The organism is Micromonospora sp. NPDC047074 (genome assembly GCF_040643815.1).
Lineage (GTDB): Bacteria > Actinomycetota > Actinomycetes > Mycobacteriales > Micromonosporaceae > Micromonospora.
On sequence record NZ_JBEYVB010000022.1, the window covers coordinates 77,428 to 93,277 of the forward strand.

General features: G+C 74.3%; 17 protein-coding genes and 1 pseudogene. 5 read left to right on the top strand and 13 right to left on the bottom strand.

Annotation, left to right across the window (positions count from 1 at the left end; translation table 11 throughout):
* Window positions 1-23 precede the first annotated feature (23 nt).
* From mutM to rsmD, 8 genes are all read right to left on the bottom strand, one after another.
* Window positions 24-881 (bottom strand): bifunctional DNA-formamidopyrimidine glycosylase/DNA-(apurinic or apyrimidinic site) lyase, encoded by an 858-nt coding sequence (gene mutM / locus ABZ809_RS23235; RefSeq protein WP_357564674.1) that lies wholly within the window; start codon window positions 879-881, stop codon window positions 24-26.
* Window positions 874-1,713 carry a ribonuclease III gene (rnc, locus tag ABZ809_RS23240; protein ID WP_357564675.1) on the bottom strand — a complete coding sequence of 280 codons (840 nt, stop codon included), beginning with the start codon at window positions 1,711-1,713 and terminating at the stop codon, window positions 874-876. Before rnc ends, mutM begins: the two co-directional genes overlap by 8 nt.
* Window positions 1,710-2,705: a phosphate acyltransferase PlsX gene (locus ABZ809_RS23245; RefSeq protein ID WP_357564676.1), complete on the bottom strand. Its 996-nt coding sequence runs from the start codon at window positions 2,703-2,705 to the stop codon at window positions 1,710-1,712. Before ABZ809_RS23245 ends, rnc begins: the two co-directional genes overlap by 4 nt.
* A gap of 113 nt (window positions 2,706-2,818) precedes the next feature.
* On the bottom strand, window positions 2,819-2,992 hold the full coding sequence (rpmF, locus tag ABZ809_RS23250; protein WP_018786309.1) for a 50S ribosomal protein L32: 174 nt from the start codon (window positions 2,990-2,992) through the stop codon (window positions 2,819-2,821).
* Window positions 2,993-2,997: 5 nt separating this feature from the next.
* A complete protein-coding gene (locus ABZ809_RS23255) occupies window positions 2,998-3,561 on the bottom strand; it encodes a YceD family protein (RefSeq protein ID WP_357564677.1) in 564 nt (187 codons plus the stop codon).
* A gap of 110 nt (window positions 3,562-3,671) precedes the next feature.
* On the bottom strand, window positions 3,672-4,169 hold the full coding sequence (locus tag ABZ809_RS23260; RefSeq protein ID WP_357564678.1) for a hypothetical protein: 498 nt from the start codon (window positions 4,167-4,169) through the stop codon (window positions 3,672-3,674).
* A 311-nt stretch (window positions 4,170-4,480) separates the two neighbouring features.
* Complete coding sequence (gene coaD / locus ABZ809_RS23265) at window positions 4,481-4,969, bottom strand: pantetheine-phosphate adenylyltransferase (protein WP_357564679.1); 489 nt, start codon at window positions 4,967-4,969, stop codon at window positions 4,481-4,483.
* Window positions 4,966-5,529, bottom strand: coding sequence for a 16S rRNA (guanine(966)-N(2))-methyltransferase RsmD (rsmD, locus tag ABZ809_RS23270; RefSeq protein ID WP_357564680.1), 564 nt, complete (start codon window positions 5,527-5,529; stop codon window positions 4,966-4,968). The genes coaD and rsmD overlap by 4 nt, the downstream gene beginning before the upstream one ends.
* Window positions 5,530-5,844: 315 nt before the next feature.
* Between rsmD and ABZ809_RS23275 the strand changes: the two genes are divergently transcribed.
* Complete coding sequence (locus tag ABZ809_RS23275; RefSeq protein ID WP_357564681.1) at window positions 5,845-7,089, top strand: hypothetical protein; 1,245 nt, start codon at window positions 5,845-5,847, stop codon at window positions 7,087-7,089.
* Between the two features lie 155 nt (window positions 7,090-7,244).
* On the opposite strand, the gene recG is transcribed toward ABZ809_RS23275, so the two are convergent.
* Both recG and ABZ809_RS23285 read right to left on the bottom strand, forming a co-directional pair.
* Window positions 7,245-9,446: an ATP-dependent DNA helicase RecG gene (gene recG / locus ABZ809_RS23280; protein WP_357564682.1), complete on the bottom strand. Its 2,202-nt coding sequence runs from the start codon at window positions 9,444-9,446 to the stop codon at window positions 7,245-7,247.
* Window positions 9,443-11,056 (bottom strand): DAK2 domain-containing protein, encoded by a 1,614-nt coding sequence (locus tag ABZ809_RS23285; RefSeq protein WP_357564683.1) that lies wholly within the window; start codon window positions 11,054-11,056, stop codon window positions 9,443-9,445. The genes recG and ABZ809_RS23285 overlap by 4 nt, the downstream gene beginning before the upstream one ends.
* A gap of 254 nt (window positions 11,057-11,310) precedes the next feature.
* Between ABZ809_RS23285 and rpmB the strand changes: the two genes are divergently transcribed.
* Entirely contained in the window at window positions 11,311-11,502 is a 192-nt protein-coding gene (gene rpmB / locus ABZ809_RS23290; protein ID WP_011905179.1) for a 50S ribosomal protein L28, read from the top strand.
* A 162-nt stretch (window positions 11,503-11,664) separates the two neighbouring features.
* Here rpmB and ABZ809_RS23295 read toward each other — a convergent pair whose 3' ends face one another.
* Both ABZ809_RS23295 and ABZ809_RS23300 read right to left on the bottom strand, forming a co-directional pair.
* Window positions 11,665-12,132 (bottom strand): GNAT family N-acetyltransferase, encoded by a 468-nt coding sequence (locus tag ABZ809_RS23295; protein WP_357564684.1) that lies wholly within the window; start codon window positions 12,130-12,132, stop codon window positions 11,665-11,667.
* 30 nt (window positions 12,133-12,162) lie between these two features.
* Window positions 12,163-13,101, bottom strand: coding sequence for a thiamine-phosphate kinase (locus ABZ809_RS23300; protein ID WP_357564685.1), 939 nt, complete (start codon window positions 13,099-13,101; stop codon window positions 12,163-12,165).
* Between the two features lie 122 nt (window positions 13,102-13,223).
* Between ABZ809_RS23300 and ABZ809_RS23305 the strand changes: the two genes are divergently transcribed.
* Both ABZ809_RS23305 and ABZ809_RS23310 read left to right on the top strand, forming a co-directional pair.
* Window positions 13,224-13,457 (top strand): Lrp/AsnC ligand binding domain-containing protein, encoded by a 234-nt coding sequence (locus tag ABZ809_RS23305; RefSeq protein ID WP_089001579.1) that lies wholly within the window; start codon window positions 13,224-13,226, stop codon window positions 13,455-13,457.
* A gap of 24 nt (window positions 13,458-13,481) precedes the next feature.
* A complete protein-coding gene (locus ABZ809_RS23310; protein ID WP_357564686.1) occupies window positions 13,482-14,099 on the top strand; it encodes a DUF3515 family protein in 618 nt (205 codons plus the stop codon).
* Between the two features lie 91 nt (window positions 14,100-14,190).
* Here ABZ809_RS23310 and ABZ809_RS23315 read toward each other — a convergent pair whose 3' ends face one another.
* The gene (locus ABZ809_RS23315) at window positions 14,191-15,297 is read right to left on the bottom strand and encodes a D-alanine--D-alanine ligase family protein (protein WP_357564687.1); all 1,107 of its coding nucleotides are present in this window, start codon (window positions 15,295-15,297) and stop codon (window positions 14,191-14,193) included.
* A gap of 203 nt (window positions 15,298-15,500) precedes the next feature.
* On the opposite strand from ABZ809_RS23315, the pseudogene ABZ809_RS23320 reads away from it, so the two are divergent.
* Window positions 15,501-15,629: pseudogene (locus tag ABZ809_RS23320) on the top strand (tetratricopeptide repeat protein); the annotation flags it as partial.
* Window positions 15,630-15,850: the final 221 nt, after the last annotated feature.

The following is a 15,850-nucleotide window of genomic DNA, read 5'->3' on the forward strand; positions in this document are numbered from 1 at the left end:
CGGTGGCCCGGAAGTGACCGGGGTCAGCCCCGGAGGGAGCCCCGGGGCCGGGGCTGGCAGCGCGGGCAGCTGAAGGACGAGCGGTTCATGAACGCCTCCCGGCGGATGGGCGCGCCGCAGTGGCGGCACGGCAGTCCCTCCCGGCCGTAGACGTTCAGCGCCCGGTCGAAGTAGCCGCTCTCCCCGTTTACGTTGACGTAGAGGGCGTCGAAGCTGGTGCCGCCCTCCTTGATCGCCTCACCGAGGACGTCCCGGACGTGCCCCAGCAGCCGCAGCCCGGCCGGCCCGGTCAGCGCGTCGGTGGGTCGGGCGCCGTGCAGCCTCGCCCGCCACAGCGCCTCGTCGGCGTAGATGTTGCCCACCCCGGAGATCAGCGTCTGGTCCAGCAGCGCCCGCTTCACCTCGGTACGCCGCCGGCGCAGCGCGGCGACGAACGCCGGGTCGGAGAACTGCGGGTCCATCGGGTCCCGGGCGATGTGCGCGATCTCCGCCGGCAGGTCCGCTCCCCCGGCCGAGACCGACAGCCCGCCGAACGTGCGCTGGTCGACGAAGCGCAGCTCGGAACCGCCGTCGGCGAACCGGAAGCGGACCCGCAGGTGCGTCTCGTCGGGCGCGTCGGCCGGCTGCACCAGCAGTTGGCCCGACATGCCCAGGTGCCCGATCACCGCGTCGCCGCTGTCCAGCGGCAGCCACAGGTACTTGCCGCGCCGGCGCGCGTCGAGCACCGTCCGGCCGGCCAGCACGTCGGCGAAGTGCCCCCCGCCGGGCGCGTGCCGGCGCACCGCCCGGGGATGGCGCACCTCGACGGTGGAGATCCGCCGGCCGGTGACCCACCGGGCCAGCCCCTGCCGGACCGTCTCGACCTCCGGCAGCTCAGGCACGGCCCAGGCCAGCCTCGGCGGCGCCCGCCGTCGCGTCCTCGTCGACCGGGCCCTCCGGCCCGGCCCCGGCCGGCTCCCGCTCGGCCCGGTCCCGCTCCGCCTGCTCGGCCCGGTCCCGCTCCGCCTGCTCGGTGAGCGTCCGCCAGGCCGCCTCGGCGGCCCGCTGCTCGGCCTCCTTCTTGCTCCGCCCGTCGGCCCCGCCGTAGCGGTTGCCGGCGACCACCACCCAGGCGGTGAAGGTCTTGAGATGGTCCGGACCGGTGCCCTCGATGCGGTACTCGGGGACGCCGAGACCGAGCGCCGCGGTCAACTCCTGGAGGCTGGTCTTCCAGTCCAGCGCCGCGCCCCGCCCCGCCGACTCGGCCATCAGCGGATCGAACAGCCGGTGGATGACGATCGCCGCGGTGTCCAGCCCGTACTGGAGGTAGATGGCGCCGAGCAGCGCCTCCAGGGTGTCGGCCAGGATGCTCGCCTTGTCCCGGCCGCCGGTGGTCTCCTCGCCCTTGCCGAGCAGCAGGTAGGCGCCGAGCCCGTCCGGGCCGAGGCCCCGGGCCACGTCGGCGAGGGCGCGCATGTTGACCACGCTGGCCCGCAGCTTGGCCAGTTGCCCCTCGGGCAGGTCGGGGTGGTTGTGGAAGAGCGCGGTGGTGATCACCACGCCGAGCACCGAGTCGCCCAGGAACTCCAGCCGCTCGTTCGTGGGCAGGCCGCCGTTCTCGTACGCGTACGAGCGGTGGGTCAGCGCGCGTTCCAGCAGGTCCGGATCCAGGCTGATGCCGAACGCGGCCTCCAGGTGACCGACGGACGCCCGTCGCCGCTTGTCGTTGCTCATGATGTGGGTACCTCGGTGTCGGTGGTGCTGTCGGTGCTTTCCTCACGGTCGCCCGCCATCGCGCCGTCGAGCAGCGCACGGACCTGGTCGGCGGCACGACGCCGCCAGAGATGGGCGGCCAGGGCGATGCCCTCGGCGACGTCCTCGGCCCGGGCGGCGCCGTGGCAGACGACCACCGTCCCGGCCACCCCGAGCAGGGCCGCCGCCCGGGGCGCGCCGCCGCCCGGCGGAGGTCCACCTGCCATCGCGTACGCGCCCTCGATCGCCTTGAGCAGCACGTTACCGGTGAAGCCGTCGGTGACCACCACATCGGCGCGCGTGCCGAACGAGACGTCGTATCCCTCGACGAGGCCGACGTAGCGGCCACCGCAGGGCAGCGACGCGGCCGCGAGCGCGGGATCGGCGAGGCGGCGGGCGCGGTCACCCTTGCCGGCCTCGGTGCCCACCGACAGCAACCCCACCCGCGGGGCGTCGACGGCGTGCGCGACCGCCGCGTAGGCGGCGCCGAGCGTGGCGTGGTGGGCGAGGGTGGCCGGGCGCGGCTCCAGCGAGCCACCGACGTCGAGCAGGACCACCGGCCCGGCGACGGCCGGCAGGGTGGCGACCAGGGCCGGATGGCGTACGTCCGGCCAGCGGCCGAGGCCGAGCGCGACGGCGGTGACGGTGGCGCCGGTCGAGCCGGCGGAGACGATCGCGTCGGCGACGCCGTCGCGGACGGCGTGCACGGCGGCGCGGACGGTGCTCTCGGCGCGGGCGGCCACCGGGTGGTCGGCCATGCCGACGGCGGCGCGGACAGGCCGCACGGCGACCCGGGCGCGCTGCGCCGGGTCGAGGGAGCGGATCAACTCGTCGGCGGCCTCGGCCGGGCCGACGAGCAGCAGGTGCAGGTCCGGGTCGGCGCGCACCGCCCGCAGAGCGCCGTCAACCACGACGGCGGGAGCGTCGTCCCCGCCGAGGAGGTCAACGGCGATCCGCGCGGTGCCCGGCTCCACCGGGTCGCCGGCCGGAACAGGCCGGCCGGCGACGGAGGGAGCCGGGACACCGGGCGGGTGCCAGGGTGCGCGAGCCGCCCGACCAGCGGTCGGCGGCGTCACTCGGCGTCCAGTCAGACCTCGAGGACCTGGCGGCCGTTGTAGGTGCCGCAGACGGAGCAGGCGGCGTGCGGCAGCTTCGCCGACTTGCACTGCGGGCAGGCCACGGTCGCGACCACGGTCGCCTTCCAGTTCGCCCGGCGGGCGCGGGTGTTGCTGCGCGACATCTTGCGCTTGGGGACGGCCACGGTTCCTACTCCTCTTTACGGTTCAGTTGCGACAGGCCCGCCCAACGCGGGTCGATCTGCTCGTGACTGTGGTCGGCCGGCAGATCGTCCCAGTGCACCCCGCAGTCGGGGCACAGGCCTGGGCAGTCCTCCCGGCAGCGCGGGTTGGTCGGCAGCGCGAGCACCACCGCGTCCCGCAGTGCCGGCTCCAGGTCGATCAGATCGCCCTGCATCCGGCCCACCTCGTCCTCGTCGGTCGTCGAGTCCGTGGTGCTGTTCTCGTACGCGTACAGCTCCTGGATCCGCACGGCCACCGAGTCGTCGATCTCGCGCAGGCAGCGACCGCACTCGCCCCGGACGGGACCGGTGACGGTTCCCGAGACGAGCACGCCCTCGGACACCGACTCCAACCTCAGGTCGAGGTCGAGGCCCGCGCCCTCCGGCACGCTGATCATCTCGCCGCCGAGGTCCGCCGGTGCCGGCGACACCCGCTTGACCGTACGCAACGCACCAGGCCGACGCGGCAGGTCCCTCGTGTCGAGGACCAGCGGCGACCTGGGGTTGAGTGTGGGAGGCGTGTGTTTGGGCATAGTCAGACTCCGGCCGGTGATAGGCCGACGAAAAAGGTTACCTGGGCGACCGCCGGACCGTCGAACCGGGGGCGGCGCCCGCCTTCGTCCGTCAGCTGGTGAGGTGCCGCTCAGAAGGGTAGCGGGCGTTCCGCCTCGTCCCCAGCGAAGGTCCCGATCTCCCGCAACGCGTGCATCTTGTCCCGCCCGCGCTCGATCGAGGCCAGCGCGCGGGTGAGGAACTGCTCGAAGTTGGCCAGCGCGGTGTCGACGTAGTCGTCGACCTCCTCGCGCAGGCGCTGCGCCTCGGCCCGGGCCTCCGCGATGATCCGCGCGCCCTCGTGCTCGGCCGAGACAGTGATCTCGTTCACCGAGACCAGCCGGGCGTGTTCCGCCTCACCCTCGCTGATGATCCGGTCGGCCTCCCGCTTGCCGGCCTCCATGATCTTGTCCCGCTCCTCCAGCAGCACGGCGGCCCGGCGCAGGTCGGCGGGGAGTTCGGCGCGCAGCTCGTCGAGCATCGCGATGACCTCACCCCGGTCGACCATGCAGTTGTTGCGCGACATCGGGACGGAGCGGGCCTGCTCCACCATGGCGATCAGTTCGTCGATGCGATCGAGCGGGTCCACCGGTACCTCACTCCTGTCGTTCGTCGGGCCGACCTACATGATGCGGGCTGCGGCCGGTTCCCGCTCCACCCATCATGTCGCGCCCCGGCCACACCACGGCGTTCACCGTGGCCCGGCGCGTCGCGACGCCCGGGGCCGCCGGCCCCGTCGGCCTGCCAGCCCGGCCGACCGATGCCAGGGCCGGCGGAGCGGGTGGGCCGTCCCGGACGACGGGCGTGGTCAGCCGCCGGCCGGCGGCGCAGTCAGCCGTGGGCCGGCCGGGCGGTCAGGCACCCGCCAGCGGCATGGTCAGTCGCGAGCCGGCCGGGCGGTCAGTCGCGGGCCGGCGGGGAGAGGCGGGCCTGGAGCGCCTCGCGGACCCGGTCGGGCACGTGGGCGGAAATGTCGCCGCCCCACTTCGCGACGTCCTTGACCAGGCTGGAGGAGAGGAACGAGTAGAGCGGGTTGGTGGGCATGAACAGGGTCTCGACGCCGGCCAGGCCGATGTTCATCTGCGCCATCTGCAGCTCGTAGTCGAAGTCGCTGACCGCCCGCAGGCCCTTGATCAGCACACTCGCCTGCTGCGCCCGACAGAAGTCGACAAGCAGGCCGCGGAACGACTCGACCCGGACGTTGTCGTAGGAGGCGGTCACCTCGCGGAGCATCTCGATCCGCTCCTCGACGGTGAACAGGCCGCTCTTCGACTGGTTCACCAGCACGCCCACGATCACCTCGTCGAACAGCCGGCTCGCCCGGCCGACGATGTCGAGGTGTCCGTTGGTGACCGGATCGAACGAGCCGGGACACACCGCACGTCTCATGATCGGCGACCGTACCAAAGGGTGCTCTCGCCGTACCGCCGGCTGCGCTCGCCGGTGATGCCCTCCACCCAGCCGACCGGGCCGGTGCGGGTGGAGCGCTCGACCACCACCAGGGCGTCCGGGGCCAGCCAGCCGCCGCCGACCAGCGCGGCGAGCATCGCGGTGATCTCCGTGTCCGGCACCGCGTAGGGCGGGTCGGCGAAGACCACGTCGTACGGGTCGCCGTCCGGGCCGCCCGCCAGCACCGTGGCGACCCGGCCGGTGACCAGCCGGGCGGCCGGGGCGGCCTGCAGCGTCGCCACGTTCTCCCGGATCACCCGGGCCGCCCGGGCGTCGGACTCCACGAGCAGCACGTGCGCGGCGCCCCGGGACAGCGCCTCCAGGCCGACCGCGCCCGACCCGGCGTACAGGTCGGCGAAGCGGGCGCCCGCCAGGTCGACCTCGGCCTGCACGGCGCTGAACAGCGCCTCGCGCACCCGGTCCGACGTCGGCCGGGTGCCCGCGCCGGGCGGCGCGGCGATCCGACGCCCGCCGAGCGTCCCGGCCACGATCCGGGTCACGGTCTCCTCCTGCTCATGCCCACGACGCTACGCGACCCGGTGGCGGCCAGCGCCGACACGGTGCGTCCCCTCGATCGACTCAGATGATCACGGAACGTGTATCGATGATCTCGCATTCATAACAACATCCTCGACGGTTCCTGTGCGCTGTGCCACGCGCGGCGATCTCGCTAGGGTCTGCCGGTGCCGGCGGGTGACCCGCCGGCCCGACGGCACGACGGGGCGCCCGCATCGGCCGCGCACGCTCGGCAGAGCCCGCCCGATCGCCCCCTCCGCGCCGGTCCTCTGACGCTTCCTCACACCCCGGGAGTACGCGTGATCCGTCCCCCGCTGTCGCCACGGCGACCGCTCACCGTGGCAGCCGCCGCCCTGGCCGGCCTGCTCACGGCGTTCGCGGTCTCGGCTCCGGCGATCGCCACCAACTCGTCGCCCTCGGCGTCGCCGAGCAGCGTGGCCACGCCGCAGCCGGCCGAGACCCCCGCCCCCACGGCGCCGGAGTGCGTCAGCGCCGCCGACGCGCGCTACACGCACACCTTCGACGGGCCGAAGGGCGAGGCGACGATCACGCTGACCAACGGCCCGCTCTGCGCGGGTGAGAAGCAGGACTTCGCCCTGGTGTCCTACGTGGCGCCGTCGGCGAAGTTCGCCGTGCCGCAGTACCTGTTCGACAAGTCGGTGAAGGCGTTCACGTCGGTGCCGGACGGCGAGATCGGCACCGTCGCCAAGCTGGAGTTCAAGGTCGCCGTGCCGACCTGCTTCACCCAGGTCGACTTCGTCTTCGGCAGCGAGATCATCGACCCGCTGGTCGAGGGCGGCAAGCGCTACGACAACCGCAAGGTCGGCAGCTCCGCCGGCATCGGTTCCCGGTCGGAGGGGCCGGCCGCCTGGTACAACGGCGGCGAGGGCACCTGCGCGGCCGAGCCCGCCGTCGAGGTCACGTACGACTGCGTCGGCACCGCGAAGCTCACCCTGCTCAACCGGGGCAACGTGGCGGCGGTCTTCGCGGTCACCGGCAGCGGCGAGTTTGCCGAGAAGGTGACCGTGCCGGCGGGCAAGTTCGAGACCCTCGAGCTGACCAAGGAGCAGGCCACGGAGATCACCGTCGCGGCCGAGGGCATGGAGACCTGGAAGGGCGGCTGGACGCAGCCCGAGGACTGCCAGCAGCCGGAGGTCGGCGAGCCGGCGACCTCCTACGACGCCACCTGCGAGGAGCTGATCCTCAAGGTGGTCAACCCGAAGGACGGCATCAGCCTCACGTCGACCTTCACCCCGAGCACCGGCGAGCCGAAGACCGTGACCTTCGAGCCGGGCACCACGAAGACCGTGACGTTCCCGGCCGCCAAGGGGCTCAGCGTCGTCGTCACCGGTGACCTGGAGTCCGAGAAGCCGATCACGTGGACCGCTCCCGAGGGTGGCTGCGACGACGGCGGCGAGGGCGGCGGCCTGCCGGTCACCGGCGCGGCGGCCGGCGGTATCGCCGCCGGCGCGGTCGCCCTGCTCGCCGTGGGCGCGGTGCTGTTCGTCGTCGCCCGCCGGCGTCGGGTGCGCTTCACCGCCTGAGCCGAACCGAGCTGACCCGTGAGGGCGCGCCGACCGTGGGGTCGGCGCGCCCTCACCCGCTTCCGCCGCCTGGCGCGGACCGGTGGCGACCCGCCCGGCGAGCTGACCCAGCGTGAGCGGCGGCGGGCCACGACCGGCGGTGGCGGGCCGGGACGTCAGCCCTTTTCCAGGTACTCCGCGCGTTCCTCGTCGACCAGGGCGGCCACCGAGGCGGCCAGCGCCGGGTGCCGGTCCAGCTCCGGATCCTCCTCGACCAGGGCGATCGCCTCGGCCCGGGCGTCCCGGATCAGGTCGGCGTCGCGCAGCAGCGAGAGCAGCCGCAGGTGGGAACGGTGCCCCGACTGGGTGGCCCCCAGCACGTCGCCCTCCCGGCGCTGCTCCAGATCCAGCTCGGCGAGCTTGAACCCGTCGGTGGTGGAGGCCACCGCGTCGAGCCGCTCCCGCGCGGACGTGCCCTCCAGCGCCTCGGTGACCAGCAGGCAGAGCCCGGGAGCGGAGCCGCGGCCGACCCGGCCACGCAACTGGTGCAGCTGGGAGACGCCGAACCGGTCGGCGTCGAGCACGATCATCACGGTCGCGTTCGGCACGTTGACGCCCACCTCGACCACGGTCGTGGCGACCAGCACGTCGAGGTCGCCGGCGGCGAAGGAGCGCATCGTCGCGTCCTTCTCGTCGGCCGGCAGCCGACCGTGCAGCACCCCGATGCGCAGGCCGTGCAGAGGGCCCTCGGCGAGCAGCGGGGCCACCTCGGTCACCGCCATCGGCGGCCGGCGCCCATTGTCGTCCTCCCGGGGCGGCTCCTCCTCGCTCGCGGGGCCCTCACCGATCCGGGGACAGACCACGTACGCCTGGTGGCCCGCGGCCGCCTCCTCGCGCAGCCGACGCCAGGCCCGGTCCAGGAAGGCCGGCTTCTCGGCGGCCGGGACCACGTGCGAGGCGATCGGCGAGCGGCCCTGCGGCAGCTGGGAGAGGGTGGAGGTCTCCAGGTCGCCGTAGACGGTCATCGCCACCGTGCGCGGGATCGGGGTGGCCGTCATCACCAGCACGTGCGGCGGCTGCTCGGCCTTGGCACGCAGCGCGTCACGCTGCTCGACGCCGAACCGGTGCTGCTCGTCGACCACCACCAGGCCGAGGTCGGCGAAGTCGACGCCCTCGTAGAGCAGGGCGTGGGTGCCGAGAACGATGCCGGCGGCGCCGCTGGCGACCTCGGCCAGGGCCCGCCGGCGGGCCGCCGCCCCCAACGAGCCGGTGACCAGCTCGACCCTGGTCGCGTCGTCGGCCGCACCCAGCTCGCCCGCCCGCCCGAGCGGCCCGAGCAGGTCGAGGATGCCCCGGTGGTGCTGCGCGGCGAGCACCTCGGTCGGGGCCAGCAGCGCGGCCTGCCCGCCCGCGTCGACCACCTGGAGCATCGCGCGCAGCGCGACCACCGTCTTGCCGGAGCCGACCTCGCCCTGGAGCAGCCGGTGCATCGGGTGGGCCGTGGCCAGGTCCGCCGCGATCTCCTCGCCCACGTCGCGCTGGCCGGGCGTCAGCTCGTAGGGCAGCCGGGCGTCGAAGGCGTCGAGCAGGCCGCCGGGCTTCGCCGGGCGGGGCCGGGCCGGCCAGGCGGCGGCCCGGTGCTTGCGCTGCACCAGGGTGAGCTGCACCGCGAACGCCTCGTCCCACTTGAGCCGGCGCCGGGCCCGGTAGAGCGCCTCCTTGCTGGTCGGCCGGTGGATCTCGCTCAGCGCCACGCCGATGCCGCCCAGGTTGCGGCTCGCCCGCAGGGTGGCGGGCAGCGGGTCCTCCGGCGGCGTGAAGGTGTCCAGCACCACCCGGACGCAACGGGCGATCACCCAGGTGGGCACCGCCGCGGCCGCCGGATAGACCGGGATCAGCGCGCCCGCGAACTCCTCGATCTCCTCGTTGGCCGCCGCCTCGCCGTCGCCGCCCTCGCCGAGCAGGACGTACTCCGGGCCGTTGAGCTGCCGCCGGCCCCGGAACTCGGTGACCTTGCCGGCGAAGAGCCCCCACCGCCCGGGCCGCAGCTCGCGCTCCCGCCACGCCTGGTTGCCGAAGAAGGTCAGGGTCAGGGTGCCGCCGGCGCCGTCGCCGACCGTGACCTCCAGCAGGTTGCCCCGGCGCTGGCGCATCGGGCGTACGGCGGTGCGCTGCACCTGGGCCAGCACGGTGGCCTGCTCGCCGACGTCGAGCGAGCGGATGTCGGTGTGCTCGCCGCGCTCGTCGTAGCGGCGCGGGAAGTGGTAGATCAGGTCGCCCGCGGTGTGCAGGTCGAGGTGCCCGGCGAGGGCCTTCGCGGTCTTCTCCCCGACCAGCTTCTTCAGCGGCGTGTCCATCGTGGACGGCTCGGACGTCATTCGACCCCCACCAGGAGCGGAAAGTGCGGCTGCCCACCCCGGTACGCCTGCACCTCGACGAACGGCCAGCGGTGGGCGACGTGCTCGCGGACCGCCTCGGCCAGCCCTTCCGGGGCGTCCGCCCCCGAGAGCAGCGTCACCAGCTCACCGCCGCCGCCGAGCATCCGGTCGACCACGGCGGCGCAGGTGTCGGTCAGGTCCGCCCCGATCAGGTGGACCTCCCCCTCGACCAGGGCCAGCACGTCGCCGGGCCGGCAGGGGCCGGCGACGGTGAGCGCCTCGCGCCGGGCGTAGCAGACCTCGGCGTAACGGCAGGCGCCGGCGGCCTCGGCCATCGCGATGACGTCGTCGGCGAAGCGCCGGGCCGGGTCGCGTACGGCGAGCGCGGCCAGCGCCTGCACCGGCGAGCGGGTCGGCACCACGCTGACCCTGACGCCGAGCGCGTGCGCCTCCCGGGCGGCGGCGTTGGCCACCGCCTGCGTGTCCGGGTCGTTGGGCAGCACCACCACGCGGGCCGCCCCGGTGGCGCGGACCGCGTCGAGCAACTCACCGATGGACGGGTTGCCGGGCACCACCGTCGCGCCCTCACCGGCGAACAGCTCGGCGATGCCCGTGCCCGTGGCCACCACCACCGCCGCCCGGCCGTCGGGCTCCATCCGGGCGGTGGTGGCCGGCTGGTCGGCGAAGCGGGTCACCGAGATGCGGTGCGGCCGGCCGGCGACCACGCCCGCCTCTATCGCCGCGCCCACGTCGTTGACGTGCACGTGCACGTTCCAGGTGCCCGTGCCGGCGGTGCCGTCGCCGACGACCACCAACGAGTCGCCCAGGGCGGCCAGCTCGACCCGCAGCCGGTCCACCGCCTCGGGCCCGGCGTCGAGCAGGAACTGCACCTCGTAGGCGTACTCCTCGGAACCGGTCTCGCGGACGGCGGTGGCCGGCGGACGGACCGGACGTGGCGCGGGGGCCGGATGCTCGGGGCTCTCCCCGGTGACGACCTCGACCAGCGCGTCGAGCAGCAGGCAGAGGCCCCGGCCGCCGGCGTCCACCACCCCGGCCCGGGCCAGCGCCGGCAACTGCTCGGGGGTGCGCGCCAACGCCCGCGCCGCCCCGCCCGACGCCGCGCGGGCGACCGCGCGCAGGTCGTCGCTGTCCGCCCGCTCCGCGGCGTGGGCCGCCGCGGCGACGACGCTGAGCACCGTGCCCTCGACCGGACGGGCGACCGCGGCGTAGGCGGCGGCGGTGGCGTCGCGCAGGGCGGCGGCCAGGGCCCGCCCCCGCACGGCGGGCAGAGGGGCGACGGCGTCGGCGAAGCCGCGCAGGATCTGCGACAGGATCACCCCCGAGTTGCCCCGCGCGCCGAGCAGCGCGCCCCTCGCCATCAGCCGCAGCGCGTGCCCGTGCGGGGTGGGCCCGTCCTCCGGGAGGGTGCCGAGGCCCATCGCCAGCGCCTGCTGGGCCGAGGTGAGGGTGAGCACCATGTTGGTGCCGGTGTCGCCGTCGGGCACCGGGTAGACGTTCAGCTCGTCGATCTCGCCCTGGTGCCGCCGGAGCGCCACCAGCCCGCCCGCGCACCAGCGGCGGACCGCGGCGGCGTCGAGGGTGTCCAGCACGGCGAGAAGCCTACTGGCGCGCACCGACAGGCGCCCGGGTCGACGGGATGTCCCGCGGCGTGTCCGGGCGACCGCACCGGCCGCGGCGCGGTGCCGCGGGCGCCCGGGGCCGGCCGGGACCGCGACGGGGCCGGCCAGCAGCGGCGTGCACCGGGCCGGTTGGTAAGGGCCCCGGGTCATCGGGTAACCTGGCCAGGTTGCCCGGGCAGCGCCTGGCGGCGACCTCATGAACGTTTCAATCCCAGGAGTATCCCGTGGCTAGCGTGTGCGACGTCTGTGGCAAGGGACCGGGCTTCGGCCACAACGTGTCCCACTCGCACCGGCGGACCAACCGCCGCTGGAACCCGAACATCCAGTCGGTGCGTACCCCGGCCGGTGGCGGCAACACCAAGAAGTTGAAGGTCTGCACCTCCTGCATCAAGGCTGGCAAGGTCACCCGCGCCTGACGCGGCAGGCCGCAGCCTCGCACAGTCGCCATTGCCGGCGGGCCAGTTGGTCCGCCGGCTCTGTCGTGTCCCGGTGGCTGCGCCCACGCGCCTCCTGACGGCTGCACCCACGGCCGCCGCCGGGACCGGCCCCCGTCGCGGGCCGATCCCGGATCGAGCTGGTCAGAGCGTGCGGCCGAAGGAGATGCAGCCTGGCTCGTCCCGGTAGAAGCCGAAGTTCGGGATCCGCTCGTAGCCGGCCGTGGTGTACATGGCGATGGCCTCGGGCTGCTTGTCGCCGCACTCCAGGATCATCCGCTCGCGCCCCTGTTCCCGGGCCGAGCGCTCCACCGCCGCCAGCACCGCCCGGGCCACGCCCCGGCCCCGGACGGACGGGTCCGTGTACATCCGCTTCAGTTCGGCGGTGTCGCCCTCGTCGCCGTGGCTGCGCCAGCCCCCGCAGCCGACCGGTTCGCCACCGAGGCGGGCGACGAGGAAGGCGCCGGCGGGCGGCACGAACTCCCCCGGGTCGACCGGGGTGTCGTCGCCGCTGCCGCCGTACCGGGTGCCGAGTTCGGCCAGTGCGGCGCGGATCAGCCGCTGCGCGACCGGCGAGTCGAAGTGCTCGGCACGGATCTCGATCTCACTCACGGAGGAAAGGGTACGACCCCCGCCAGGCCCTTACCGAAAGTGGTCCCAGCCAGTGGGTCCGTCGTACGGGCGGCCGTCGACCGTGATGCCCGAGCCCGCCGTGACCCGCCCGATCGGCCGCCAGTCCGGCGGCAGCGCCACCGCCGGGGGGAAGGTCGCGGCCAGCGCGTGGTCCTCGCCCCCGGCGAGAAGCCAGGAGTACGGGTCGACCCCGAGGGCCTGGGCCGCGTCGCGCATCTGCGGGGGCACCTCGAAGGCGTCCCGGCGCACGTCCACGGCGACCCCGCTGGCCTTCGCCACGTGCCCGAGGTCGGCGAGCAGCCCGTCCGACACGTCGATCATGGCGGTGGCGCCGAGCCGGGCGGCGTGCGGCCCGGCGTGGTAGGGCACCTCGGGCCGGCGGTACGCCTCCACCAGCAGCCGGGGCGTGCGGAAGCCCCGGGAGAGCACGGTCAGCCCGGCCGCCGCGTACCCGGTCCGGCCGGCCAGGGCCAGCACGTCCCCGGGGCGGGCGCCGGAGCGCGTCACCGGCGGCCGGCCACCGAGATCGCCGAGGGCGGTGACCGCGATCGTCAACGTCGGGCTGCCCGACATGTCCCCGCCCACCACGCTCGCGTCGACCTTCGCCGCCTCGGCGGCCAGCCCGTCGGCGAGTTCCTCGGCCCACCCGATCTCCAGATCCGGCGGTATGCAGAGCGCGACCAGCAGCGCCGTCGGCCGCGCCCCCATGGCGGCGATGTCGGCCAGGTTCGCCGCCGCCGCCCGGTGGCCGACGTCACGCGCGCCGGACCAGTCCCGCCGGAAGTGCCGCCCCTCGACCAGCACGTCGGTCGAGGCCACGACACGGGCGTCCGGCGCGGCCACCACCGCCGCGTCGTCCCCGGGGCCCAGCAGCACGGTCGGTCCGTACGACAGCCGGGCGGTAACCCGGTCGATCAGGCCGAACTCGCCGACCCCCGTGACACTCATGCAGGTCCTCCACCGTGTTCGCTCACCGCTTCTCCTTGACCACCGATCGGGATCAGACCTGGTCCGTAAGGTAACTTCTCCCTTCGGGCCGCTCCTGGGCGGCGACGGACGGAGGTCGAGTCGTGGTACAGGCGTACATCCTCATCCAGACCGAGGTCGGCCGGGCGCGTGACGTGGCCGGTCTCATCTCGGACCTTGCCGGCGTGGTACGGGTCGACGCCGTCACCGGGCCCTACGACGTGGTCGTGCTCACCGAGGCGAACACCGTCGACGAGCTCGGCAAACTCATCGTCAGCAAGGTGCAGATGGTGCCCGGCATCACCCGCACCCTCACGTGTTCGGTGGTGCGCCTGTAAGTGGACAAGATCATTGACTCCCCCGTGACCGATTCCGACCCCGACCGGACGGACGGGAGCCCCGACCGCCCGGGCCGGGACCGGACGACCCGCGGCGCCGCGCTGATCGCGACGCTGATCGCGCTGCCGATCACCGTACTGGTGGGCGGGCTCGCCTTCGCCCAGCTCTCCCCGGACGAGTCCGCCGGGCCGGCCGCCACGCCCGGCCCCTCCACCGCCGGGCCGCAGTCCAGCGCGCCGGTCGAGATGGCCGCACCCGCGCTCGCCGAACGGCCCGCCACGGTCTGCCGGGCCCTGCTCTCCCAGTTGCCGTCCACGGTCAACGATCTCGTGCAGCGTCCGGTCACCGCCGGCCCGGAGCAGAACGCCGCGTACGGCGACCCGGCGGTCACCGTCGCCTGCGGCGGGGCCGAGCCGGACGTCGGCGAGACCGACGACGTCTGGCGGGTCAACCGGGTCTGCTGGTACGCCGTCGAGCAGCCCGACGCCACGGTGCTCACCACCCTCGACCGCGAGACCGCCGTCACGGTCCGCGTGCCGCACCTCTACGGGCAGGGGTTGCAGTGGGTGGCCCCCGTCTCGGACACGATCGTGGCCTCGGTGCCCTCCGCCGGCGACTCCCCCAGCGGCTGCCGGCGCTGACCCCACCCTCACTCCCGCCCCACTCCCGCGCACCCATCGGTCGGGAAGGGCACCTTCCTGCGCACCAGGCGTCAGGAAGGTGCCCTTCCTCTCAGTGCAGGCCGACGCCGCGGTGCAGGGCGGTACGGATGAGGCGGTTGACCAGCTTCGGATACTCCAGCCCGGCCGCCGCCCACATCCGGGGGAACATCGACGTCGGGGTGAAGCCCGGCATGGTGTTGATCTCGTTGAGGTAGACGTCCAGCTCCGGGGTGACGAAGAAGTCGACCCGGGCCAGGCCGGCGCAGTCGAGCGCGCTGAAGGCGCGGACCGCGTACTCCTGGATCTGGCGGGTCACCCGGTCGGGCAGGCCGGCGGGGATGTCGTACTCGCAGGCGGACTCGGCGTCGATGTACTTCGCCTCGAAGTCGTAGAAGTCGTAGTCCCCGACCACCCGGACCTCGGCCAGCACGGACGCCTCCGGCGCGCCGCCGGCCTCGCCCTCCAGCACCCCGCACTCGATCTCGCGGCCGACGACCGCCCCCTCGACGAGCACCTTCGTATCGATCTGCCGGGCGGTGGCGACCGCCGCGTCCAGGGCCGCCCAGTCGTCGACCTTGGTGATGCCGAACGACGAACCGGCCCGGGACGGCTTCACGAAGACCGGCAGGCCGAGCCGCTCCTTGTCCGCCTCGCTCAGCGTCATGCCGTTGCGCAGCACCGCGTACGGGCCCACCGGGATGCCCTCGACGGCGCAGAGCTTCTTGGTGAACTCCTTGTCCATCGCCGCGGCGGAGGCGAAGACGTTCGCCCCGACGTAGGGGATGCCGGCCATCTCCAGCATGCCCTGGATGGTGCCGTCCTCGCCGTAGGCGCCGTGCAGCACGGGGAAGACCACGTCGACGTCGGCGAGCGCCCGGGGGCCCTCGGTCGGGTCGAGCACCATCAGTCCGTTGCCGGTCGGGTCGGCGCGCAGCACGATGTCGGTGCCGGACTCGGCGGTGATCTCCGGCAGCCGGCGCGCGTCGATCGCCAACTGGGCCGGGTCTCCGCTGGTCAGCACCCACTGGCCCGCCCGGGTGATGCCCACCGGCACCACGTCGAACTCGTCCGGGTCCAGCGCGCCGAGCACGCTGCCCGCGCTGACACAGGAGATGCCGTGCTCAGGGCTGCGTCCGCCGAAGACGATCGCCACGCGGGTCCTGCCTGGGGTGGTCACTCCGGTCACCTCTTCGTACGCGACTGCACGGTCGTGGCGCTTCACCGGTTGACCTTACTGTGCGTGGCGGGTGGCGGCTGCCGATACCCGGGACAGGCGGCGGGACGGCGGCAATCGGTCAACAAGGGATATACGTTGCGTTACCGCACGCCCGGTGCTCCGGGGCGGTGGGGGCACCACCCGCCCACTACGCTGCTCGACCTATGAGCCCTGATCCCCTCATCGACTCCCTCTCGGCGGCCCTGGACGCCCGCCCCGACGACCTGCCGCTGCGTCTGCACCTCGCCTCGCTGCTGCTGGACGCCGGCCGGGCCGGGGAGGCGATCGCGCAGGTCGGGCAGGCCCTCGCCCGGGATCCGGGCAACGGGCAGGCGCAGGCGCTGATGCAGCGGGCGCTGGGTGGCTCCGTACCCCCGGCGCCGACGCCGCCCCCGGCGGGCCCGCCGGCCGGGCCCGCCACGGAGCGGGATGGTGCGCGTCCGCTTGCCGCCGGCACGACGCAGCAACTTCTCCGCCACCTCGGCGGTGATCCGCTCGTCCGGGTCCTTGCGCA

Bases quoted from the DNA above. Each gene is read 5' to 3' on its own strand.
- coaD (WP_357564679.1), bottom strand. From the start codon at position 4,969: ATGAGACGTGCGGTGTGTCCCGGCTCGTTCGATCCGGTCACCAACGGA.
- recG (WP_357564682.1), bottom strand. From the start codon at position 9,446: ATGACGTCCGAGCCGTCCACGATGGACACGCCGCTGAAGAAGCTGGTC.
- ABZ809_RS23255 (WP_357564677.1), bottom strand. From the start codon at position 3,561: ATGCCCAAACACACGCCTCCCACACTCAACCCCAGGTCGCCGCTGGTC.
- ABZ809_RS23300 (WP_357564685.1), bottom strand. From the start codon at position 13,101: ATGAGTGTCACGGGGGTCGGCGAGTTCGGCCTGATCGACCGGGTTACC.
- rnc (WP_357564675.1), bottom strand. From the start codon at position 1,713: ATGAGCAACGACAAGCGGCGACGGGCGTCCGTCGGTCACCTGGAGGCC.